Genomic DNA, 21,673 nt, shown 5'->3' with positions numbered 1-21,673 from the left:
CCGAGGACACCATGACCCCCCGCAGCACCGCAGCCACCAGCACCCGCTTCGCGATCGGCGACGACGCCTTCCTCCTCGACGACGCACCGCACCGCGTGCTCGCCGGCGCCCTGCACTACTTCCGCGTGCACCCCGACCAGTGGGCCGACCGGATCCACAAGGCCCGGCTGATGGGCCTCAACACGATCGAGACCTACGTCGCCTGGAACGCGCACGCGCCGCGGCGCGGCGAGTTCGACACGAGCGCGGGACTCGACCTCGGGCGGTTCCTCGACCTCGTGGCCGCCGAGGGCATGCACGCGATCGTGCGCCCCGGGCCCTACATCTGCGCGGAGTGGGACGGCGGCGGCCTGCCCGGTTGGCTCTTCGACGACCCCTCGGTGGGCGTGCGGCGCAGCGAGCCCGGTTACCTGGCCGCCGTCGACGAGTACCTCAGTCGCGTCTACGAGATCGTCGTTCCCCGGCAGGTCGACGAGGGCGGCCCCGTCGTGCTCGTCCAGATCGAGAACGAGTACGGCGCCTACGGTGACGACGCCGACTACCTGCGGCACCTCGTCGACCTCACCCGCGCCTCCGGCATCACCGTGCCCCTCACGACCGTCGACCAGCCCACCGACGAGATGCTCGCCCGGGGCAGCCTGCCCGAGCTGCACCGCACGGGCAGCTTCGGCTCGCGCGCCGACGAGCGGCTCGCGACCCTGCGCCGGCACCAGCCCACCGGGCCCCTCATGTGCTCGGAGTTCTGGAACGGCTGGTTCGACCACTGGGGCGAGCACCACCACACGACGCCCGTCGCCGAGGCGGCCGCGGAGCTCGACGCGCTGCTCGCCGCCGGAGCGTCGGTCAACCTCTACATGTTCCACGGCGGCACGAACTTCGGCCTCACCAACGGCGCCAACCACAAGGGCACGTACCACTCGCACGTGACCTCGTACGACTACGACGCCCCGCTCGACGAGGCCGGGTCCCCGACCGAGAAGTTCTTCGCGTTCCGCGAGGTCATCGCCCGCTACGCGCCCGTGCCCGACGAGGTGCCGGAGGCCCGACGCGCCGCCCCGACGTCCGTCACGTCGTTCGACCTGGCCGTCCCGCTCGCGGGGCTGCTGGGGCACGACCCCGACACGGCCACGGCCTCCCTCGGCGACGACTGGGTGCGCACCGAGGGCGTCCCCACGATGGACGCGCTCGGGACCTACCGCGGCTTCACGCTGCACCGCGTCGACCTGCCCACCCGCGACGAGCCGCGCGTGCTGTCGTTCGCGGGCGTGCGCGACCGCGCGATCGTCTCGGTCGACGGCGTCCGCGTGGGCGTGCTGCAGCGCGACCAGCACGAACGCGCGCTCGCGGTGCCGCCCGGGCGCAGCCTCGAGGTGCTCGTCGAGGACCAGGGGCGCGTCAACTACGGCGTGCACATCGGCGAGGCGAAGGGGCTGATCGGCCCGGCCCTGCTCGACGGCGCGGAGCTCACGGGCTGGGCCTCGCGCGTGCTCGACCTCGAAGGCCTCGGGCGACTCGTCGGGCACGTCAGCGCGCTGGCCGCGGGGACCGGCGACCTGCACCGGCGGGCGGCGGCGGACCCCGAGGCGGCCGGGGCCTGGTCGGACCTCGCGCCCGCCCCGGTGACGACGCTCGTCGGCCCCGTGCTCGCGCACGCGACGGTGCACGTCGACGGGCCGGGCGACCGCTACCTCGACACGCGCTCGTGGGGCAAGGGCGTCGCGTGGGTGAACGGCTTCTGCCTCGGCCGCTACTGGACCCGCGGCCCTCAGCACACGCTGTACGTGCCCGGCGAGCAGCTGCGGCCGGGTGCCAACGACGTCGTCGTCCTCGAGACGGGCACCGCGGCCGCTCCCGTGGTGCACTTCGTCGCCGAGCCGGACCTCGGGCACACCGAGGCCTGAGCCGGACCACCGCGCGCGGGCAGCGCCCGCATGGCACCTGCACGTCACGAACACGCCGGCACCCCAGCTCTCGAGCTGAGGTGCCGGCGTGTTCCTCGCGGTCGATCCCCGCGCGGGGCCTGGCCCTGCCCGGCCGCGGGGAAGGCCTGGCAGCCAGCCTGGCGTGCGGCGGCCGTCGCGAGGCGCGAACGCACGGCCGAAGATCGCGGCGCTTCCCTCTTGCACCCACAGACCGGTACCGATATTCTCCTTCTACATGTCTGATGCAGAAAGGTCTGGTCCATGCTCCACAAGAAGATCGCGAGCCTCGGGTTGGCAGTGGCCCTCACTGCCGGAGCACTGACAGGCGCCACGACGCTGACGTCGGCGGCACCGGCCGAGGCCGCGAGTTGCAGGGTGAGCAACCTCCGCACGTTCTCGGTGGACAACGTGTCGTGCAAGCGAGTGCGCCATGTCAACGAGGTCCGCGGCGGGGCCCGAAAAGTTGCGCCCTGGGTGCCTGCCGGGAAGACATCGAAACAGAGAGCATGCTGGGTCAACGTGACGAGGTACGGGTTCGAGTACGCCGTCTGATGGCAACAGACGGCCAACGGAAGCACGCACCGGTCGACCCCCGAGCCGTCGTGGCGGCCGCATGTTCGGTCCTCCTGCTCACCGGATGCTCGAGCATCGACGATCAAGACATCCTCACAGACGATGGCCGGACGTCCTCCAGTGACGCGCCACTCTTCTCGGGCCCCTGGGCCGCGGAGTTCACCTCGGCGTACCAGGAGGCGGAGTCCGACTTCGTGCGCGCGGTGCTCGAAGACGAACTGATCACGGACCAAGAGCTCTCCGAGATGAGGGACAAGTTCACGGAGTGCCTGTCGGCATACGCGCTCACGGACGTCGTCTTCGACGATGACGGCTCGTTCAGCCTCAACGAACCGGACGACGCGGACTTCGACACCGTGAACGACCAAGTGCACGGGTGCTCGGTCGAATCCGGTGAGTTGGAGATCGGCGCCCTCCACTCCTGGATCCGCCGGAACCCCGACAACCAGGACGAGAACACGATCATGGCGGCGTGCCTCGTGCGCAAGGGCGTCGTCGAACCCTCCTACAGCGCCGACCAGTACGCCGAGGACTACGCCGACGACGACTTCCCGTACACCGATCCCACAGCGGGGGAAGAGGCGGACCTGGAGTGCAACGCGGACCCGCTGGGCCTGTACGAGTAGATGACCCAGGACTCGCACCGCCACGCCCCGTTGCACACCAGCATGCAGGAAGGACCGTGCGCCATGCTCCACAGAAGGCTCGTCACTCAGCGCCTCGGAGGCGTCGGCGCGCAGCGCGCGCTGGACCGACAGGGTGGACCACGGGTTCCGGGACGTCGTCCGACGGCAGCACATCCGGGGCGCGATCTCCGCCCCCTCGCCGCGGTCGCCTGCTCGGTCCTCCTGCTCACCGGATGCTCGAACGTCGACGATCAGGACGTCCTCACAGACGATGGTCGGACGTCCTATGGTGAGGCGCCACCCTTCTCGGGCCCCTGGGCCGGCGAGTTCACCTCGGAGTACCAGGAGGCGGAGTCCGACTTCGTGCGCGCGGTGCTCGAAGACGAACTGATCACGGACCAAGAGCTCTCCGAGATGAGGGACAGGTTCGCGGAGTGCCTGTCGGCGTACGCCATCACGGATGTCGTTCTGGACGACGACGGCTCGGTCAGCCTCAGGTATCCGGACGGCGCGGACTCCGACACCGTGAACGACCAGGTGCTGGGGTGCTCGAAGGAATCCGGGGAGTTGCAGATCGGCGCCCTCCACTCCTGGATCCGCCGGAACCCCGACAACCAGGACGAGAACACGATCATGGCGGCGTGCCTCGTGCGCAAGGGCGTCGTCGACCCCTCCTACAGCGCCGACGAGTACGCCGAGGACTACCCCGACGACGACTTCCCGTACACCGACCCCACAGCGGGCGAAGAGGCGCACCGGGTGTGCGACCGGGACCCGCTGGGCCTCCACGAGTAGGTGGTGGTGATGACTGGGATCAACGCCCCGAAGATCGCACTCGGCGTCCTCGCGTCGGTCGTGGCCGTCTCGGCGGGCATCGGAGCAGGCGCCGTGGTGTTCACGGATGCCACGCCGACGTCGCTGCAGTCGACCGCCACGGTCACGTCCGCTCCGGTGACGGAGCGACCGTTCGAGGACAAGCGGACCGTCGAGGTGACGCTCACGCTCGGCACGGACACGGCCCTCACGGCACCGACGTCAGGTCGGGTCACCTCGCTCTCCTGCCAGGCCGGCGGCGACTTCACGTCAGGAGCGACGAACCTGAGCATCGACGGTCGACGCGTGCTGAACCTGGCGACGTCGGTGCCCCTGTGGCGCGACCTCGTGTCGGGCGACGAGGGTGAGGACGTCACCGCCCTCCAAGAAGAGCTCGTCCGACTCGGGTACGACGTCGCTGTGAGGGGCACGGTCGGCCCGAGGACGCTCGCCGCTGTCTCCGACCTGTTCCGGAAGGCGGGGGACACGGCGTTCACGACCGGCGACGTCCCCGCGAGCCGCATCCTGTGGCTGCCCGACGCCGAGGTGTCGGTGGCATCGTGCACCGCGGCGACGGGAGCGACGATCGAAGAAGGTGGCGACGTCGCTGCACTTCCCGGCGGACTCGCCGCCGCCGCGATCTCGCGCCTCCCGGAAGGCCTGGCCCCCGGCGACCGGGTACTGACCGTCGATGGCACGGCCGTGCCGGTCGACGCCGACGGACGCGTGACGAGCACGGAGGCGCTGGCCACGCTCGAAGCCACCACGTCGTACCAGCAGGCCGTGCAGACGGACGCGACGACCCTCTCCGGCAGCTACGCGCTCGCCGAGCCGGTCACGGTCTCCGTGGTCCCGCCCGGGGCGTTGTACGACATCGACGGCGAGGCAGCGTGCATCGCGAGCGACGGCGCAGCTCAGGCGGTGCAGGTGGTCGGGTCGGAGCTCGGGCAGAGCTTCATCACCGTCGAGGCTGACGCGGCACCGCCGGGCGAGGTCGATCTGGACCCGGATGGTCGACGCTCGTGCAGGTGACGTTGCAGGGCCTGGGACACCGGTTCGGGGCCGGACCGTGGCTGTTCCGGGGCCTCGACGCGGTCCTGGTACCCGGACACGTCTACGCGCTCACCGGCCCCTCCGGGTCGGGGAAGAGCACACTGCTGAGCCTGCTCGCCGGATGGGAGACCCCAGCCGAAGGTACGGTCGGACGCAGCGAACTCGGCCGAGTGGGTTGGGTGTTCCAGAACCCCCACGGTGTCGCGAGACGGACCGCCGCCGACCACGTCGCCCTGCCCCTGCTGGCGACGGGAGCCACCCGGCGGGAGGCGGATCGTGGCGCGCGCGTCCTGTTGGACCGGTTCGGGCTCGCACACGTCGCTGACCGCCCGTTCCGATCGTTGTCCGGCGGCGAGGCGCAACGGTTGATGCTCGCCCGGGGCATCGCCGCTCGCCCGGGGATGTTCCTTGTGGACGAGCCGACGGCGCAGCTCGACCTCGCCACGGCCGGCGAGGTCAACGAGGCGCTCGCACGCCTGGCGACCGAGAGCACGATCGTCGTGGTCGCCACGCACGACGAGCACACCAGACGGGCCTGCACCGACCACATCGACCTCCGAGACCATCAAGCAGCTCGCGGCGAAGCGCGGGGCCCCGTCCCGAGCGGGAGCCCGTCATGAGGGCGTCGGGCGTCCTCCGCGAAGCCTGGCGCAACACCGTCAGCGGTACGGCCCGCACCGGGCTCTTCGCCGCGCTGCTCACGGCGCTCTCGGCAGGACTCGTCGCCGCAGACCTGCTCAGCGTCCGCTCCATCACCACGGCGGCGGAGGAGTACCAGGCAGCCGGCGCTTCCGTCGTCACGATCGCTGCGGCCGGACGCATCGACGGGACCGCCTGCGCAGCCCTGGCCAGGGTGCCAGGCGTCCGCTCCGCCGGGGCCGTGCGCACCAGCGACTCCGCGATCACGGCCGCTGCCCTGCCTTCGTCGACCATCCCCGTCGCCGAGGCCACCCAGGGCTTCCCCGACCTCCTGAACGCCGACCTCGCCCCCGGAGCAGGCGTCGTGCTCTCCGACCAGGCCGCCGACGCCCTCGGTCTCACCGTCGGGGACGCGCTCCTCACCACGAGCGACGAGACCCGGGTCGTCGGCGTCTACGAGTACCCGGGGGACGGACGCCGCGCCGGGTACGGGTACACCGCGGTCCTCCCCGTCCCCGACGACGAGGTCTTCGACGAGTGCTGGGTCGACGTCTGGCCGGCCTCTGCGCGGACGCGCACCCTGCTGCAGACGACCCTGCTGGCCGGGAGCGACGAGGATCGATCACCCGTCGTCTCGCAGCTCAACACGACGCTCGGAGCCAGCTTCGACGGCAACGCCCGCTATGCGGACCGCGTGACGCGGCACGCGGCACCCCTCGCCCTGGCCCTCGGTGCAGGGCTCGGGTGCCTCGCCGTTCGATCCCGCCGCATCCAGCTCGCGTCAGCCCTCCACGCGGGAGTCCGGAAGAGCGACCTCGGGGCCGTGCTCGCCCTCGAGATCACCTCGTGGGTCGCCCCCGCCGCGATCATCATCGCATCCGTGGGTGCCGTGTTCGCCGCGACGGGAGGGACGAGCGATGCGAGCTCGGTCATCGTGCTCGCCTCACGGATCGGACTCGCGGCAGTCGCTGCTCCCTACCTCGGTGCCGCCGCCGCGCTCCTGCTCACCCGAGAGCAGCACCTCTTCCGCTACTTCAAGGACCGCTGAGCAGCGCAGTGAGGGGGCGAGGATGTCGGGGCGCCGACGGCCCTGAGTCCTGTCCGGACGGACCGACGGTGCACGGTGCAAGGGTGGAGGCATGCGTCCTGCCACCGTGAAGCTCGTCCCCACGGCCATCGCCGCCACGCTCGTCGCTCTGCTCGGCGGGTGCTCCTCCGGTGGTCCGGAGGCGCCACCCACCGCCACCACGACGGTCACGACCACGGCCACCCCCTCTCCGCAGCCGACCTCCACACCCGGTCCGGACGGTGCTTCGGGGGGCGGGGGCGACCTCGGCGACGGAGCGTCCGGCGCCGCCGAGGACCGTTGCACCGTCGACGAGCTCCGGGGCTCCATCGACGACGGCGGCGGCGGCGCGGCCGGCAGCTACGGCGTCGCCCTCGTCCTCACGAACACCGGCGACCGCACCTGCACGCTGCAGGGTTGGCCGGGCGTCTCCTTCGTGGGCGGTGGGGACGGCACGCAGCTCGGAGCGTCGGCCACGCTCGACCGGTCGTCGGAGCACCCGACCGTGCAGCTCGCACCGGGCGCCTACTCGCAGGCGATCCTGACGATGTTGCAGGCGGCCGATTACGACGACGCCGAGTGCCAGCCGCAGCAGAGCGAGGGCTTCCGTGTCTACCCGCCCGGGTCCACGGCGGCGCTGTACATCGGAGCCGGCGGCGACCTCTTCACGGCGTGCACCTCCCCCGACGTCCAGCAGCTCTCCGTGGGGGCGATCCAGCCCGGGCCGTGACGGACGGTCGCCGGCGCAGCAGGGAGCACCGCGCCTCCTGCACCACGGAGGCGGACGACGACGACGGCCCTCCCACCTGGGAGGACCGCCGTCGTCTGCGCGGTGCCGGTCCGGCTAGAAGTCCCAGTCCTCGTCCTGCGTGCTGACGGCCTTGCCGATGACGTACGACGATCCCGACCCCGAGAAGAAGTCGTGGTTCTCGTCCGCGTTCGGGGAGAGGGCCGACAGGATCGCCGGGTTCACGTCGGTGGCGTCCTTCGGGAACATCGGCTCGTAGCCGAGGTTCATGAGGGCCTTGTTGGCGTTGTAGTGCAGGAACTTGCGGACGTCCTCCGTCAGGCCGACGCCGTCGTACAGATCTTGCGTGTACTGGATCTCGTTCTCGTAGAGCTCGAAGAGCAGGTTGAACGTGTAGTCCTTGATCTCCTGCTTGCGCTCCTCGGAGGCGCCCTCGAGGCCCTTCTGGAACTTGTAGCCGATGTAGTAGCCGTGCACGGCCTCGTCGCGGATGATGAGGCGCACGAGGTCGGCCGTGTTGGTGAGCTTGGCGCGCGAGGACCAGTACATGGGCAGGTAGAAACCGCTGTAGAAGAGGAACGACTCGAGCAGCGTCGAGGCGACCTTGCGCTTCAGGGGGTCGTCGCCCGTGTAGTAGTCGAGCACGATCTGCGCCTTCTTCTGCAGGTTCGGGTTCTCGACCGACCAGCGGAAGGCGTCGTCGATCTCGGGCGTCGACGCGAGGGTCGAGAAGATCGACGAGTAGCTCTTGGCGTGCACCGACTCCATGAACGCGATGTTCGTGTAGACGGCCTCTTCGTGGGGCGTGATGGCGTCGGGGATGAGGCTGATCGCGCCCACGGTGCCCTGGATCGTGTCGAGCAGCGTCAGGCCCGTGAACACACGCATGGTGAGCTGCTGCTCCTCGGGCGTGAGGGTGTTCCACGACTGCACGTCGTTCGACAGCGGGATCTTCTCGGGCAGCCAGAAGTTGTTGACGAGGCGGTTCCAGACCTCGACGTCCTTGTCGTCCTGGATGCGGTTCCAGTTGATCGCACTGACGCTGCGCACGAGCGGCACGGACTTGCCGGTCGCGTGCACGGGGTCGCCGGCGACTGCGTCGAGCTTGTCGGTGATCGTCATGTCATCTCTTCCGTGGTGGTGGTGCGGTGGAGTTCAGGAGGCGCGGGCCGGTCGTCGAGACCGGCCCGCGCCGGGTGCTGCGTCACCGGAGCGGCACAGCGGAGGCACGACAGGTCAGAGCATGCAGCTGACGCAGCCGTCGACCTCGGTGCCCTCGAGCGCGAGCTGGCGCAGGCGGATGTAGTAGATCGTCTTGATGCCCTTGCGCCATGCGTAGATCTGCGCCTTGTTGATGTCGCGCGTCGTGGCGGTGTCCTTGAAGAACAGCGTGAGCGACAGGCCCTGGTCGACGTGCTGCGTGGCCGCGGCGTAGGTGTCGATGATCTTCTCGGCACCGATCTCGTACGCGTCGGTGTAGTACTCCAGGTTGTCGTTCGTCATGAACGGCGCCGGGTAGTAGACGCGACCGAGCTTGCCCTCCTTGCGGATCTCGATCTTCGAGGCGATCGGGTGGATCGACGAGGTCGAGTGGTTGATGTACGAGATCGACCCGGTCGGCGGCACGGCCTGGAGGTTCTGGTTGTAGAGACCGTGCTCCATGACGCTGGCCTTGAGCTCGAGCCAGTCCTGCTGGGTCGGCACGGCCACGTCGGCGTCGGCGAAGAGCTGGGCGCCGCGCTCGGTCTCGGGGGCCCAGCGCTGCTCGGTGTACTTGTCGAAGAACTCGCCCGAGGCGTACTTCGAGTCCTCGAAGCCGCCGAACGTGGTCCCGCGCTCCCGGGCGATGGCGTTCGACGCCCGCAGGGCGTGGAACAGCACCGTGTAGAAGTAGATGTTCGTGAAGTCGATGCCCTCGGGGCTGCCGTAGTGCACGTGCTCGCGCGCCAGGTAGCCGTGCAGGTTCATCTGGCCGAGGCCGATGGCGTGCGACGAGTCGTTGCCGACCTCGATGGAGCGGACCGACGAGATGTGGCTCATGTCGCTGACGGCGGTGAGGCCGCGGATCGCGGTCTCGACCGTCTTGCCCAGGTCGGGCGAGTCCATCGACAGCGCGATGTTCATCGAGCCGAGGTTGCAGCTGATGTCCTTGCCGATGGCGTCGTACGAGAGGTCTTCGTGGAACGTGGTCGGCGTGTTGACCTGGAGGATCTCCGAGCACAGGTTCGACATGTTGATGCGGCCCTTGATCGGGTTCGCCTTGTTCACCGTGTCCTCGAAGACGATGTAGGGGTAGCCCGACTCGAACTGGATCTCCGCGATCGTCTGGAAGAAGTCGCGCGCCTTGATCTTGGTCTTCTTGATGCGACCGTCGGCGACCATCTCGCGGTACTTCTCGCTGATGGGCACGTCGCCGAAGGGCACGCCGTAGACCTTCTCGACGTCGTACGGCGAGAAGAGGTACATGTCCTCGTTGTTCTTCGCGAGCTCGAACGTGATGTCGGGCACGACGACGCCGAGGGACAGCGTCTTGATGCGGATCTTCTCGTCGGCGTTCTCGCGCTTGGTGTCGAGGAACCGCATGATGTCGGGGTGGTGCGCGCTGAGGTACACCGCACCGGCGCCCTGGCGGGCACCGAGCTGGTTGGCGTAGCTGAAGCTGTCTTCCAGGAGCTTCATGACGGGGATGATGCCCGACGACTGGTTCTCGATCTGCTTGATCGGAGCCCCGGCCTCGCGGATGTTGGAGAGCGACAGGGCGACGCCGCCGCCGCGCTTCGACAGCTGCAGCGACGAGTTGATGCCGCGCGAGATCGACTCCATGTTGTCCTCGATGCGGAGGAGGAAGCAGCTGACGAGCTCGCCGCGCTGGGCCTTCGCGGTGTTGAGGAACGTCGGGGTGGCGGGCTGGAAGCGGCCCGCGATGATCTCCTCGACGAGGTCGACGGCGAGCTTCTCGTCGCCCTGCGCCAGGCCGAGGGCCGTCATGACGACGCGGTCCTCGAAGCGCTCGAGGTAGCGCTTGCCGTCGAACGTCTTGAGCGTGTACGAGGTGTAGTACTTGAACGCGCCGAGGAAGGTCTGGAAGCGGAACTTCTTCGAGTAGGCGAGGTCGTTGAGGCGCTCGATGAAGTCGAAGTCGTACTGGTCGATGGTCGCCTGCTCGTAGTACTCGTTCTCGACGAGGTAGTCGAGGCGCTCGCGCAGGTTGTGGAAGAAGACCGTGTTCTGGTTGACGTGCTGCAGGAAGTACTGCTTCGCCGCCTCGCGGTCCTTGTCGAACTGGATCTCGCCGTTCGGGCCGTACAGGTTGAGCATGGCGTTGAGGGCGTGGTAGTCCATGCCGGTCGTGCCGGCCAGGCCCTGCCCCGGCGCCGCGATCACCGTGACGTCGTCGACTGCTGCGTCCAAAATTCTTCCAATCCAGAGTTGACTGCCGCGACGTCGTCGGGGGTGCCGAAGACCTCGAAGCGATACAGGAGCGGGACGTCGCACTTGGCGGCGACGATGTCGCCGGCCAGGCAGTACGCCTCACCGAAGTTGGTGTTGCCCGCGGCGATGACGCCGCGGACGAGGGACCGGTTGCGCTCGTCGTTGAGGAACCGGATCACCTGCTTGGGCACGGCCCCCCGCCCCTCGCCGCCGCCGTAGGTCGGCAGGACGAGGACGTACGGGTCGCTCACGACCAGCGGCGCCTCCGACGGGAGGAGCGGGATGCAGGCCGCGGGCCGACCCAGCGCTTCGACGAAGCGCCGGGTGTTGCCGGAGACGCTCGAGAAGTAGACGAGGCCTGTCACCCGCTCGCCCCCTCTCGTCAGGAGATCGCTGCGGCGAGCGACGCGATCTTGTCGGGGCGGAAGCCGCTCCAGTGGCCGTCGTCGGTGACGACGACGGGGGCCTGCATGTAGCCGAGCGACTTGACCATCTCGAGGGCGGCCTCGTCGGTCGAGACGTCGCGGACCTCGTACTCGACGCCCTTGTTGTCGAGGGCACGGTACGTCGCCGTGCACTGGACGCAGGACGGCTTGGTGTAGACGGTGATGGCCATGGGCTCCCCTGGTTCGTGGTGCTGGTCCGCTGGTGCGGACGGTGTCTGGGTGATCGTCGGGCGTGGCGCCCCGGCGACTCCTCGATACTACATCTAGTGGCCGACACCGGGCCCCGCAACTAGATGCGGTGTTACAGCCCTGTAGTTCCCGGGACGTGGTTCTCCACAGGGTCGTCCACATCTCGTCCACCGGCGAGCCCCGGTTCTCCCCGGATCGAGCGGGGTTCTCCCCCGATCCGTCCACAGCCTCTCCCCCACCACCGACATCCAGGAGGCGCCTCCCCCGTTCGGGACGACGGCGTGTCGCGGCGTGTCGGGGCCTCGTAGGATCGACCCATCGTGAGCACCTACTCGTCCCTCCTCAAGACGCCCGGCGTGGCCCGCATCATCGCTGCCCAGCTCACCGCCCGGTTCCCCTTCGGCATGCTGTCGCTGGCGTTCCTCCTGCACGTCGAGGCCGTGCACCACTCCTACGGCGCCGCCGGCCTCGTGCTCGCGGCGACCAGCCTCGGGCAGGCCGTCTCGGGGCCGCTCACCAGCCGGTTCATGGGCCGCTGGGGCATGCGCCCCGTCCTGCTCCTCACGCTCGCGGTCTGCGCCACGAGCATCACGGTCTTCGCCTTCGCGACCCTCTCGGTGCCCCTGTACATGGCCGTGGGCCTCCTGACGGGCCTGAGCGTGCCTCCTGTGCAGCCGGCCGTGCGCACCATCTACCCCAAGATGGTCAACTCCTCGCAGCTGACGCCCCTCTTCTCGCTCGACGCCTCCGCACAAGAGGTCATCTGGGTCGCCGGGCCCGTCATCACGACCTTCGTCGGCACGCAGATCGGCACCGTCGAGGCGATCATGGTCGCCGCCGTGTTCCTCGTCGGCGGCGGCACCTGGTTCATCGCCTCGCCCGAGGTCGGCCGCGTGCGGATCCCCCGCAGCAAGCGGGCCTTCGGCAAGGTGCTCGCGCGGCCCACCGTGCTCATGGCGACCGTGACCGGGTTCCTGCTCATCGGCGCCTGCTCCGCCGTCGAGGCCGGCGTCGTCGCCACCTTCGGCGAGGGCAGCCCCGACTCGGGCATCGTGCTCGCCGTCTTCGCCGTCGGATCGCTCGTCGGCGGCCTCTCGCTCGGCCACGCGCCCATCAGCCCCTGGTCGCTCGCGCGCCGGCTCTCGATCGTCTTCGTCGGCATGACCCTCGCCGCGGTCGTCACCGGGTTCCTGCCGCTCACCGCCACGCTGCTCGTCGCCGGGCTCGGCATCGCCCCGGCCCTCGCCGTCATGTTCGCCATCGTCTCGTCGAGCGTGAAGTTCAGCGACACCGCCGAGGCCTACGGCTGGGCCGGCACCGGCCAGCTCATCGGCAGCGCGCTCGGCTCGGCCACCGCGGGGTTCCTCATCGACGAGCGGGGCGGCTCCGGCGGCATGCTCGTCGGCGCCTCGTTCGCCCTCGTCGGGCTCCTCGTGGCGGTCGTGTTCCGCGGCTCGCTGCCCGACCTGCGGGGGCGCTCCGCGTCGCCCCTGCCCGACACCGAACCGGTCCCGATCGTCTCCGGCTGACCCGCGCCTCCTGCCCCGTCGTCCACGGCGCACGGCCGGCGGCCGGGCGGTGCGAGGATCGGTGCATGCCCGCTCCCAGCACCTCCACCGTCGCCCTCGCCGACGGCCGTTCGATCCCGCAGCTCGGCCTCGGCGTCTACAAGGTGCCCGACGACGAGGCCGAGCGCGTCGTCGACGTCGCCCTCGAGGCCGGCTACCGGCACCTCGACACGGCCTCCGCCTACGGCAACGAACGAGGCGTGGGCGCCGCGCTGCGCAGCTCCGGCCTGCCCCGCGACGACGTCTTCGTCACGACCAAGGTCTGGTACGACGACCACGGCCGCGACGCGACCCTGCGCTCCTTCGACCGCAGCCTCGAGCTGCTCGGCGTCGACGAGGTCGACCTCTACCTCATCCACTGGCCCGCGCCGGCCCAGGACCGCTACGTCGAGACGTGGCGCGCGCTCGGCGAGATCGCCGAGAGCGGCCGTGCCCGCTCCGTCGGCGTCAGCAACTTCCAGGTGCACCACCTCGAGCGCCTGCTCGCCGAGACCGACCGCGTGCCCGTCGTGAACCAGGTCGAGCTGCACCCGTGGCTGCCGCAGCACGAGCTGCGCGCGTTCCACGCCGAGCACGGCATCGTCACGGAGTCGTGGTCGCCCCTCGCGCGGGGCAAGGTGCTGGGCGACCCCACGCTCGCCCGCCTCGCCGAGAAGCACGGCGTCACGCCCGCGCAGGTGCTCGTGCGCTGGCACCTCCAGCAAGGGCTCGTCGTGATCCCGAAGTCGGTGACGCCCGAGCGGATCCGCGCGAACCGCGACGTGGACGGCTTCGAGCTCGACGCCGACGACCTCGCGGCCCTCGCCGCCCTCGAGAACGGCGAGCGCACCGGGTCGCACCCCGACCGCGTCGGCTGACGGGCGGCAGCCCGGGGCGGGACGCGGCGTGCAGCGTCACGCAGGTCCTCCGACGTCACACGTCCGGGCCCGGGCGTGCCGTGTCGGAGAAGGCGAGCCACGGCCTGCACCGCGCCGCCGGCGAGTCCCACGCCGCCGGAGGGGCCCGCGCCACCGGCTAACGTGGTCGGGCACATCGACGCGAGGAGCACCACGTGACCATCACCGCCGCCGCAGACGGATCCGCCCTCGGCAACCCCGGACCGGCAGGATGGGCGTGGTACGTCGACGACGACCACTGGGCGGCGGGCGGCTGGCCCCGCGCCACGAACAACCAGGGCGAGCTCACGGCCGTGCTCGAACTGCTGCGGGCCACCGAGGGCAGCGACGAGCCGCTGCACATCCTCTGCGACAGCCAGTACGCCATCAAGGCCTGCACCGAGTGGCTCGCCGGCTGGAAGCGGAAGGGCTGGCGCAAGGCCGACGGCAAGCCCGTGCTCAACGTCGAGATCATCCAGCTGCTCGACGAGGCCCTCGCCGGTCGCCGCGTCACGTTCGAGTGGGTGCGCGGGCACGTCGGGCACGAGATGAACGAGGCGGCCGACGTCCGGGCCCGCGCGGCGGCGACGGCGTTCCAGCAGAAGGCTCCGGTGCCGGAGGGGCCGGGCTGGCCCGGGGCTCCCGCTCGGGTGACGGACGCGCTGCCGGAGCCTCCTGCACCTCCCGCGACGCTCTTCTAGGGCGCAGGGCGGGCCTCCTGCCCTGTCGGCCGCGGCGATCGCCGGGGCCCTGGACGCTGCCCTCGACGCTGCTCTGCGGTGCCTGCGTGTCGCGTTCGGTGCCGAACGCGACATCCCCGGGGCGACACGCCGTCGATCGGTGGTGGCGGCCGGCGCGTCGTGTGCTCCTCGTCGCCTTTTCCGGCCGGAGAGGGCGGAAGACGGGTGCAAGGGGTGGGGCCTCCTGCGCTGCCGATCGCCGGCTCGAGGGCGCTGCGGTCGTGCTCCGACAGCAGGAGGCGCGACCTCGAGCACCGCGCGGATGTCGCGTTCGGCGCCGAACGCGACAGCCTCGGGGCGACACGCCGCCGGTCGGCGGCGGCGAGGCGCGCCAGACGCCCGACTCGTCGCCTTTTCGGGTCGGGAGCGGGCAGCGTGAGGGTAAGGGTCCGGGTGCGGGTCCAGGGCGCAGGGCTTGGGCGCAGGGCGCCCTAGAGCGACGGGTGCGTGCTCGAGAGGCCGCCGTCGACCGTGAACTGGGCGCCGGTCGAGAAGGCCGAGTCGTCGCTGGCGAGGTGCAGGGCCAGGCCGGCGACCTCCTCGGGGCGGGCGAGGCGACCGCGGGGGCTCATCGTCTTGAAGGCGTCGAGCAGGGCGGGCTGCGCCTCGACCTGACGGCGGAACAGCGCCGTGTCGGTCGGTCCGGGGTGCAGCGAGTTGATGCGGATGCCCCAGCCCTCCTGTGCGGCGTGCGCCGCCGAGGAGCGGGTGAGGCCGACGAGCGCGTGCTTGCTCGCCGTGTAGGCGGCGTCGGCTCCGAAGCCGGCGAACGACGTGGCGGGCGCGAGGTTGATGATCGACCCGCCGGACTCGTCCGGGTTGGCCCGCATCTGCTCGACGGCGAAGCGCGTGCCCAGCATGACGCCCGTGACGTTGACGGCGAAGACCCGGTTCCAGGTCTCGAGCTGGGTCTCGTCGATGGACTGGCCGGAGACGATCCCGGCGTTGTTGACGAGCACGTCGAGGCGGCCGTAGCGCTCGGCGACGTGGTCCATGACGCGCTTCCAGTCGCCGCCGTTCGCGACGTCGTGCTGGGCGAAGTCGGCGCCCGACTCGGCGGCGACGCGCGACCCGTCGAGGATGTCCGTCGCGACGACCTGCGCCCCCTCGGCGGCGAAACGGTGCACGATCGCCTCGCCGATCCCCGAGGCGGCCCCGGTGACGATGGCGACCTTGCCGGTGAGACGGGCCATGGGTTCCTCCTGGGGGACGGAGCGGGGTGCTGCGGGGCGGAGCGGTGCGGAGCGGTGCGGCACGGGGAGCAGGAGACGGTCGAGGACCGGCCGGTGGCACCTGCTCGGGGCCGGTACGAGGGTACCGCTGCCCACCTCGGGAGCGGCCGGGCGTCGTGGGCCCGGGCGCGCCTCCTGCCCTCGACGGGCACGAGGGGCCCGGCCGCCCGCCCGCCGCGAGCGGGCGAGCAGGGCCGCGCACACCGCGCGCGGGCGGGCCGGGCCGGGCCGGGCCGGGCCGGGCCGTGCGGCGTCAGCGGGCGGCGCCGGACTCCGGCCCCACCGACACGACGGTGACCACGGGCACGCCGGCCTCGTCGGACGCGGCCAGGTCGACGTCGGCACGGATGCCCCAGTCGCGGTCGCCCTCCGGGTCCTCGAGGACCTGCCGCACGTGCCAGCGGCCGGGCTGCTCGTCGACGACGAAGAGCTCCGCGCTGCGCGCCGAGGCACCGGTGCCGATCGTCTCGTACTCGTCCCAGTACCCGTCGAGCGCGGCGGACCAGGCGTCCGTGCCGAAGCCTCCTGCGCCGTCGAGCTCGCCGAGGGCCTCGACGTCGTCGAGCGCAGCGAGCTGCACGCGCCGGAACAGCTCGTTGCGCACGGCGACCGTGAAGGCGCGGCGGTTCGCCGTGTAGCGCCGCAGCACGGGCGGCGCGATCTCGTCCTGCGCGGCGACCTCGGTGGGGTTCACCATGCGCTCCCACTCGTCGAGCAGGCTCGAGTCGACCTGCCGCACGAGCTCGCCCAGCCACTCGATGAGGTCGACCAGGTCCTCGGTCTTGGCCTCGTCGGGCACCGTCTGCCGCAGTGCCCGGAACGCGTCGGACAGGTAGCGCAGCACGAGCCCCTCCGACCGCGCGAGGCCGTAGTGCTGCACGTAGTCGGCGAAGGTCATGGCGCGCTCGTAGAGGTCGCGGACGACCGCCTTGGGGCGCAGCTCGAAGTCGCCGATCCAGGGCTGCGAGGCCTTGTAGGTCTCGAACAGGGCCGTGAGCAGCTCGTCGAGCGGCTTCGGCCAGGTGACCTCCTCGAGCAGCTCCATGCGCTCCTCGTACTCGATGCCCTCGCGCTTCATGGCCGCGACGGCCTCGCCGCGGGCCTTGAACTGCTGCTGCGAGAGGATCGGCCGGGGGTCGTCGAGGGTCGACTCGACGACCGAGACGACGTCGAGCGCGTAGGTCGGCGACTCGGGGTCGAGCACCTCGATGGCGGCGAGCGCGAAGGGCGACAGCGGCTGGTTGAGCGCGAAGTTCGGCTGCAGGTCGACCGTGAGGCGCACGGTGGACCGGCCGGAGGCGTCGGTCACCTCCTCGACGACGCCCGCGGCGAGCAGGGTGCGGGTGATGGAGAGCGCGCGGCGGGCGAGCTCGAACTGCCGGGTCCGGGGCTCGTGGTTGTCGAAGACGAGGTCGCGCACGTTCGCGAAGACGTCGCCGCCGCGGCCGATCACGTTGAGCAGCATGGCGGTGGTGAGCTGCAGGTGGCTGGTGAGGGCTTCGGGCTCGGCGGCGATGAGCTTCTGGTAGCTCGGCTCGCCCCACGAGACGAAGCCCTCGGGGGCGCGCTTGCGCACGATCTTCTTCTGCTTCTTGGGGTCGTCGCCGGCCTTCTGCACGGCCTTGAGGTTGTCGATCTCGTGCTCGGGCGCCTGCAGCACCACGGTGCCGGCGGTGTCGTAGCCCGCGCGCCCGGCCCGCCCGGCGACCTGGTGGAACTCGCGCGCGGTGAGCTGGCGCATGCGCGTGCCGTCGAACTTGGTGAGCGCCGTGAGCAGCACGGTGCGGATGGGCACGTTGATGCCGACGCCGAGGGTGTCGGTGCCGCAGATGACCTTGAGCAGGCCGCGCTGGGCGAGCTGCTCGACGAGCCGGCGGTACTTGGGCAGCATCCCGGCGTGGTGCACGCCGATGCCGGACCGCACGAGGCGCGACAGCGTCTTGCCGAAGCCGGTCGCGAAGCGGAACCCGCCGATGAGCTCGGCGATCTCGTCGCGCTCCTCGCGGGTGGCCACCTTGATGCTCGAGAGCGCCTGCGCGCGCTCGAGGGCGGCGGCCTGGGAGAAGTGGACGATGTAGACGGGTGCCTCGCGTCCGGCGAGGAGGTCCTCCACGGTCTCCTGCACGGGCGTCGTCGCGTAGCGGTAGTGCAGGGGCACGGGTCGCTCGACGCCGGTGACGCGGGCGACGGGCCGGCCGGTGCGGCGGGCGAGGTCGTCGCTGAGCCGTTCGACGTCGCCGAGGGTGGCGGAGAGCAGCAGGAACTGCGCGTGCGGCACGAGCAGCAGGGGCACCTGCCAGGCCCAGCCGCGGTCGGCGTCGCCGTAGAAGTGGAACTCGTCCATGACGACCTGGTCGACGGGCGCGTCGTCGCCCTGCCGGAGCGCGAGGTTCGCGAGGATCTCGGCGGTGCAGCAGATGATGGGGGCGTCGGCGTTGACCGACGAGTCGCCGGTGACCATGCCGACGCGCTCGGCGCCGAAGAGCTCGACGAGGGCGAAGAACTTCTCGCTGACGAGCGCCTTGATGGGTGCCGTGTAGAACGTGCGCCGCCCCTGCGACAGGGCGACGAAGTGGGCGCCCGCCGCGACGAGGGACTTGCCGGTGCCGGTCGGCGTGCTGAGGATCACGCTGGCGCCCGAGACGAGCTCCATCATCGCCTCGTCCTGCGCGGGGTAGAGGGGCAGGCCGCGCGACTCGCTCCACTCGGCGAAGGCCGTGTAGGCCTCGTCCGGGTCGTACGCGTCGTCCCCGGGGGCGTCGGGCAGCAGGGCGGCGAGGGGCGCGGCGGACGAGGAGGGGGTCACGCCTCGATCCTCCCCCATCCTCGGCACGGACGGCGACGAGGGCGGCGAGGGCGGCGACGAGGGCGGTCCGCGCAGGAGGCCGCGGCTCGGTCGTCCGCGAACCGTACTGGATGCACCGATCGGGGGGAAGGGGGTGCGCGTGCCCTCCTCCTGGCGTTGTGTGGGGCAGGAACGACGGCGGCCGAGCCCACGAGCCGCTCCACCTCAGCACCGATGAGGCCTCGCCGTGACCGTCACCCTGCCCCTGTCGTCCGTTCCGCGCGTCGACGTCCCGCTCGCCCTCCGTCCCGTCCGTGCCCTCTCGGGCCGCAGCGCCCGCGAGCCGGTGGCCCTCGAGGGCCGCCGGCCCTCCTCGGCGCGCAGCGAGCGCGAGGAGCGCCGCCGTGCCGTGACGCTCGCCCGCTTCGCGGAGCTGGCCGCGCGTCCTGACGACGAGGCCCTCCGCCGTCGCACGGTGGCGCTCGTCGCGGGCGACCACCTCGACGTGGCCGAGTCGCTGGCGCGTCGCTACGCCTCGTCGACGGACGACTGGCAGGACCTGCGCCAGGTGGGCTGCGTGGGCCTGCTCAAGGCCGCCCAGCGCTTCGACGCCGACAAGGGCGACGACTTCGTGGCCTTCGCGGCGCCCACGGTCTCGGGAGAGATCAAGCGGCACCTGCGCGACACCGGCTGGCTGGTCCGCCCGCCGCGGCGCCTGCAGGAGCTCCGCGCGGCCGTGGCCCACCTGAGCAGCACGCTCACCCAGCAGCTGGGCCACGCCCCGTCGACCGCCGAGCTCGCGGCGCGGCTGGAGCTCCCGGCCGCCGAGGTCGCCGAGGCGGTGCTCGCGCAGCGCGAGTCCCAGGCGGTCTCCCTCGAGGCGCCGCTCGCCGGGGCCGGGGAGACCTGCCTGGGCGACGCGCTGCCCGCCACGGACGGCTCGCTCGAGCGCGCGGAGCGCTGGGCGGAGCTGGAGCGGGCCCTCTCCGGGTTGGGCGACCGCGACCGGCTGCTCCTGCGCCTCCGCTTCGTGGACGACCTGTCGCAGGCCGAGATCGGCCGCGAGCTGGGCGTCACGCAGATGCAGGTGTCCCGTCTGCTGACGCGCGTGCTGGGTCGGCTGCGGACCGAGCTGGGCGACGTCGAGGGGTCTCCGGCAGCGCCCGTGTCGCCACGAGCTGGTGGGCGACGTCGGCGAGCTTGAGGTTGCCCTGCTGCGAGTGGCGGCGCAGCACCGAGAAGGCGGTGTCGGCGTCGAGGCCGTGGCGCTCCATGAGGATCCCCTGGGCCTGGCCGACGAGCGTGCGCGTGGCGCGCGCCTGCACGAGGTCGTGCGAGGCGAGCAGGTCGGCGACCGCCACGGCGACGTGCCGGACGAGGACCGCCAGCGCGGCGTCGTCGTCGTGGCGGCGGAACGCCCCGGGTCGCTCCGACCAGAGGGTGAGCACGCCCAGGTCCCGGTCGCGCGCCAGCAGCGGCACGGCGAGCGCGCTGCGGTAGCCGCGGGCGGACACGGCGGCGCACCAGTCGGGCCAGCGCTGCTCGAGGAGGACGTCGTCGACGGCCACCGGTCCGGTCTCGCGCACGGGCGTGCCGGGGGCGGCATGCGCCAGGGAGAGCTGCGCGAGCCCCTCGGCCCTGGTCGAGGTGGCGGCGACGACGGGCGGCAGGTCGAGGGCTGCCTTGCGGTGCACGCGCACGGAGGCCTCGTCGCTGCGCAGCAGCGCCCGCGCGTAGCCGACGGCCCGTTGCACGGTGAGCCGCAGGTCGGGCTCCTCCTGCAGGTCGGCGGCCAGCCGGGCGAAGAAGTCCTCGTCGGTGTCCACGCGTCTCCCCTCGCGTCGCTGCTGCGGTCGTCCGGGCTCCTCGGCGACCGTGGGAGCCCTCCCCCAGGACTACTCCTCCGCGGCCCCCTCGGCACCCGGAGCGGCTGGGAGGGCCCCCCGAGCGCCCGGCGCCAGGAGGGGCCGCGCACCGCTGGGGATCACCCGCCCAGGAGGCCTCGCCCGGCGGCGACGACGTCGGTGACCTGCACGGCGAGCAGGGCGGGGTCGCACTCGCTGCCGAAGGTGTCCCCGACGCGCAGCTCGGGGTGGGTGAGCACGACGTGGGGCCCGTCGACGGGCGGGCCCCACTCCTCGGGCGGGGCGGGGCCGAAGAGCACGACCGAGGGGGTCCCGTAGGCGGAGGCCAGGTGCGCCGCCCCCGTGTCGACGCTGACGACGAGGCGGGCGTCGGCGACCGTGGCGGCCATCTCGGCGAGGTCGACGCGCCCGGCGAGCACGTCGCGCTCGACGTCGTCGGCGCTCCACCCGGCGAGCGCGGCGACCTCGAGGGCGCGGTCGCGCTCGGTGGCGCTGCCGGTGAGCACGACGCGGTGGCCGTCGCCGCGGAACGCCTCGACGACGGCGGCGAAGCGGTCGACCGGCCAGTGGCGGGAGCCGTAGAAGGCACCCACGTGCACGACCACGGCGCCCGGTGCGGGCGAGGCCCGGTCCGGGCGGGCGAGGGCGATGTCCTCCTGGTCGGCGGGCATGCCGTGCTCGGTGGCGAGGCGGGCCCACCGGTGCCGCTCGAGCACGCCGTCCTCCCACGCCGGCCCGTCCCAGCCGGGCGAGGCGTGGCCGAGCCGCACGCGGGGCTGCAGCTGCTCGAGCGCCCCGCGGCTCTCGGGGCCGTTGCCGTGCAGGTTCATGGCGGTGTCGATGCGGCCGGGCTCGATGCCGAGCGGGTGGTCGAGGCCGGGCGTGGGCCAGAGCACGTCGAGGCCGCCGACGAGCTCGGCGATCGGCTCGAGCCACCCTGGAACGGCGAGCACGAGGCGGTGGTCGGGCCGTTCGCGGCGGATGGCGTGCAGGGCGGGGACGGCGACGAGCAGGTCGCCGAGCTTGAGGGCGCGGAGCGCCAGGAACTCGGGGGTGCCGTCGGCCTCGGGCAGTCGTCGCATGGGCCCACGGTGGCACAGG

Annotated in this window: 19 protein-coding genes and 1 pseudogene; 12 read left to right on the top strand and 8 right to left on the bottom strand. The window is 71.7% G+C overall.

The annotated features are described in order from the left end of the window. Positions 1–11 precede the first annotated feature (11 nt). The 8 genes from ACYVHQ_RS13350 (at position 12) to ACYVHQ_RS13315 (ending at position 7,422) form a co-directional block, all read left to right on the top strand. Entirely contained in the window at positions 12–1,901 is a 1,890-nt protein-coding gene (locus tag ACYVHQ_RS13350; protein WP_460513834.1) for a glycoside hydrolase family 35 protein, read from the top strand. Positions 1,902–2,183: 282 nt separating this feature from the next. After that, positions 2,184–2,474 carry a hypothetical protein gene (locus tag ACYVHQ_RS13345; protein WP_460513832.1) on the top strand — a complete coding sequence of 97 codons (291 nt, stop codon included), beginning with the start codon at positions 2,184–2,186 and terminating at the stop codon, positions 2,472–2,474. Continuing rightward, the gene (locus ACYVHQ_RS13340; RefSeq protein ID WP_460513830.1) at positions 2,474–3,121 is read left to right on the top strand and encodes a hypothetical protein; all 648 of its coding nucleotides are present in this window, start codon (positions 2,474–2,476) and stop codon (positions 3,119–3,121) included. Before ACYVHQ_RS13345 ends, ACYVHQ_RS13340 begins: the two co-directional genes overlap by 1 nt. Positions 3,122–3,184: 63 nt before the next feature. Continuing rightward, the gene (locus ACYVHQ_RS13335) at positions 3,185–3,916 is read left to right on the top strand and encodes a hypothetical protein (RefSeq protein WP_460513828.1); all 732 of its coding nucleotides are present in this window, start codon (positions 3,185–3,187) and stop codon (positions 3,914–3,916) included. 9 nt (positions 3,917–3,925) lie between these two features. After that, positions 3,926–4,966: a peptidoglycan-binding domain-containing protein gene (locus ACYVHQ_RS13330; protein WP_460513826.1), complete on the top strand. Its 1,041-nt coding sequence runs from the start codon at positions 3,926–3,928 to the stop codon at positions 4,964–4,966. Next, the gene (locus tag ACYVHQ_RS13325) at positions 4,963–5,607 is read left to right on the top strand and encodes an ABC transporter ATP-binding protein (RefSeq protein WP_460513824.1); all 645 of its coding nucleotides are present in this window, start codon (positions 4,963–4,965) and stop codon (positions 5,605–5,607) included. The genes ACYVHQ_RS13330 and ACYVHQ_RS13325 overlap by 4 nt, the downstream gene beginning before the upstream one ends. Continuing rightward, positions 5,604–6,674, top strand: a complete 1,071-nt coding sequence (locus ACYVHQ_RS13320) for an ABC transporter permease (RefSeq protein WP_460513822.1) — start codon at positions 5,604–5,606, stop codon at positions 6,672–6,674. The genes ACYVHQ_RS13325 and ACYVHQ_RS13320 overlap by 4 nt, the downstream gene beginning before the upstream one ends. A gap of 91 nt (positions 6,675–6,765) precedes the next feature. Continuing rightward, positions 6,766–7,422 (top strand): DUF4232 domain-containing protein, encoded by a 657-nt coding sequence (locus ACYVHQ_RS13315; RefSeq protein ID WP_460513820.1) that lies wholly within the window; start codon positions 6,766–6,768, stop codon positions 7,420–7,422. A gap of 114 nt (positions 7,423–7,536) precedes the next feature. Here ACYVHQ_RS13315 and nrdF read toward each other — a convergent pair whose 3' ends face one another. The 4 genes from nrdF to nrdH form a co-directional block, all read right to left on the bottom strand. Next, positions 7,537–8,562, bottom strand: a complete 1,026-nt coding sequence (gene nrdF, locus ACYVHQ_RS13310; RefSeq protein WP_460513818.1) for a class 1b ribonucleoside-diphosphate reductase subunit beta — start codon at positions 8,560–8,562, stop codon at positions 7,537–7,539. Positions 8,563–8,676: 114 nt separating this feature from the next. After that, positions 8,677–10,782 carry a class 1b ribonucleoside-diphosphate reductase subunit alpha gene (gene nrdE / locus ACYVHQ_RS13305; protein WP_460513908.1) on the bottom strand — a complete coding sequence of 702 codons (2,106 nt, stop codon included), beginning with the start codon at positions 10,780–10,782 and terminating at the stop codon, positions 8,677–8,679. Positions 10,783–10,820: 38 nt separating this feature from the next. Beyond that, complete coding sequence (gene nrdI, locus ACYVHQ_RS13300; protein WP_460513816.1) at positions 10,821–11,237, bottom strand: class Ib ribonucleoside-diphosphate reductase assembly flavoprotein NrdI; 417 nt, start codon at positions 11,235–11,237, stop codon at positions 10,821–10,823. Positions 11,238–11,254: 17 nt separating this feature from the next. Then, positions 11,255–11,488: a glutaredoxin-like protein NrdH gene (nrdH, locus tag ACYVHQ_RS13295; protein WP_460513814.1), complete on the bottom strand. Its 234-nt coding sequence runs from the start codon at positions 11,486–11,488 to the stop codon at positions 11,255–11,257. 339 nt (positions 11,489–11,827) lie between these two features. On the opposite strand from nrdH, the gene ACYVHQ_RS13290 reads away from it, so the two are divergent. The 3 genes from ACYVHQ_RS13290 to ACYVHQ_RS13280 all read left to right on the top strand — a co-directional run bounded on the left by ACYVHQ_RS13290 (position 11,828) and on the right by ACYVHQ_RS13280 (position 14,651). Then, on the top strand, positions 11,828–13,036 hold the full coding sequence (locus ACYVHQ_RS13290) for an MFS transporter (protein WP_460513812.1): 1,209 nt from the start codon (positions 11,828–11,830) through the stop codon (positions 13,034–13,036). Positions 13,037–13,101: 65 nt separating this feature from the next. Beyond that, complete coding sequence (locus ACYVHQ_RS13285) at positions 13,102–13,932, top strand: aldo/keto reductase (protein ID WP_460513810.1); 831 nt, start codon at positions 13,102–13,104, stop codon at positions 13,930–13,932. A gap of 194 nt (positions 13,933–14,126) precedes the next feature. Beyond that, positions 14,127–14,651 (top strand): ribonuclease H family protein, encoded by a 525-nt coding sequence (locus ACYVHQ_RS13280; RefSeq protein WP_460513808.1) that lies wholly within the window; start codon positions 14,127–14,129, stop codon positions 14,649–14,651. A 470-nt stretch (positions 14,652–15,121) separates the two neighbouring features. On the opposite strand, the gene ACYVHQ_RS13275 is transcribed toward ACYVHQ_RS13280, so the two are convergent. Beyond that, complete coding sequence (locus tag ACYVHQ_RS13275) at positions 15,122–15,883, bottom strand: SDR family oxidoreductase (RefSeq protein WP_460513806.1); 762 nt, start codon at positions 15,881–15,883, stop codon at positions 15,122–15,124. A gap of 292 nt (positions 15,884–16,175) precedes the next feature. Beyond that, positions 16,176–18,746 (bottom strand): DEAD/DEAH box helicase, encoded by a 2,571-nt coding sequence (locus ACYVHQ_RS13270; protein ID WP_460513804.1) that lies wholly within the window; start codon positions 18,744–18,746, stop codon positions 16,176–16,178. A gap of 208 nt (positions 18,747–18,954) precedes the next feature. Between ACYVHQ_RS13270 and ACYVHQ_RS13265 the strand changes: the two genes are divergently transcribed. Beyond that, positions 18,955–19,911 (top strand): sigma-70 family RNA polymerase sigma factor, encoded by a 957-nt coding sequence (locus tag ACYVHQ_RS13265; RefSeq protein WP_460513802.1) that lies wholly within the window; start codon positions 18,955–18,957, stop codon positions 19,909–19,911. 28 nt (positions 19,912–19,939) lie between these two features. On the opposite strand, the pseudogene ACYVHQ_RS13260 reads toward ACYVHQ_RS13265, so the two are convergent. Continuing rightward, positions 19,940–20,533: pseudogene (locus tag ACYVHQ_RS13260) on the bottom strand (ANTAR domain-containing protein); the annotation flags it as partial. Positions 20,534–20,691: 158 nt separating this feature from the next. Then, the gene (locus ACYVHQ_RS13255) at positions 20,692–21,654 is read right to left on the bottom strand and encodes a glycosyltransferase family 9 protein (protein WP_460513800.1); all 963 of its coding nucleotides are present in this window, start codon (positions 21,652–21,654) and stop codon (positions 20,692–20,694) included. Positions 21,655–21,673 lie beyond the last annotated feature (19 nt).

The organism is Frigoribacterium salinisoli (genome assembly GCF_054781095.1).
The sequence above is the reverse complement of the archived record's forward strand: the minus strand, read 5'-3'. Positions and strand labels throughout refer to the sequence as shown.